Raw genomic sequence first — 991 nt, 5'->3', positions numbered from 1 at the left:
TAGAGTTTATATCGAATAATTGATTAAAGCGTTCTTTGACTTATCTTTGTGGTCTAAAAGGTTCAATTGATGTATTACGACAAGATTCGCCACCGTTATAGCCAAGTGCTTGCAGCGACAGGATTAACTCCTGCTGAGTTTGATGCCTTGCTAATAACTTTCAAGTACCATTGGGATGAATATTACAGCCATTTTACCTTGGAAGGTAAAGTGCGTCAACGCATATCTTACAACAGGAAGACCAGTGTATTGCCTCTGATTCAGGACAAAATGTTCTTCATATTGGTATATCTGAAGACCAATCCCCTTCAGGAACTCCATGCCATTCAGTTTGAGATGACCCAGCCCCAGGCCAATAGATGGATTCACCTTCTTTCGGAGATTCTCCGGCGTACATTGAAAACGCTTGGTGAATTGCCGGACCGTAACTCCAAACGTCTGATACACATTCTTCAAGGATGCGAAGAAGTCTTATTGGACGGAACCGAGCGGCCTATTCAACGCCCTTTGGATGAAGACAGGCAGTCCGCATGCTATAGTGGTAAAAAAAACTCATAGCATAAAGAATAACCTGCTATGTACCAACAATCTTAGGATTGTATGGCTGAGTTCCACATACGAAGGTCATGTCCATGACAAAAAGATTTGTGATGAAGAACCTCTTCTACTCCCCAAAGGTATCAGGCTTTGGCAAGATACAGGCTTCACCGGACACAGACCGGATGGAGCTGAAATATGCATGCCCAAGAAGAAACCTAAAGGAAAAGAGCTTACTACTGTTGAAAAACAAGAGAACAAGCGGATTTCCGGAATCAGGATTAAAGTGGAGCATGCCATAGGTGGTATGAAAAAATGCCGTATTGTTAAAGAACGATTCAGATGCCATAAATTCGGTTTCGAAGATATGGTGATTCTTATTGCTTGTGGATTACACAACTTCAGAATCACGCACAAAATGAGTCATATAATAAATTAATCTATATAAAGTCTA

General features: G+C 41.1%; 2 protein-coding genes. Both read left to right on the top strand.

Annotated features, from left to right (window positions below):
- Positions 1-69: 69 nt before the first annotated feature.
- Positions 70-558, top strand: coding sequence for a helix-turn-helix domain-containing protein (locus tag H6A28_RS14750; protein ID WP_204435066.1), 489 nt, complete (start codon positions 70-72; stop codon positions 556-558).
- Positions 512-976 carry a transposase family protein gene (locus H6A28_RS14745; protein WP_204435065.1) on the top strand — a complete coding sequence of 155 codons (465 nt, stop codon included), beginning with the start codon at positions 512-514 and terminating at the stop codon, positions 974-976. Before H6A28_RS14750 ends, H6A28_RS14745 begins: the two co-directional genes overlap by 47 nt.
- Positions 977-991 lie beyond the last annotated feature (15 nt).

This window comes from Bacteroides mediterraneensis, assembly GCF_016900355.1.
Lineage (GTDB): Bacteria > Bacteroidota > Bacteroidia > Bacteroidales > Bacteroidaceae > Phocaeicola.
The sequence above is the reverse complement of the archived record's forward strand: the minus strand, read 5'-3'. Positions and strand labels throughout refer to the sequence as shown.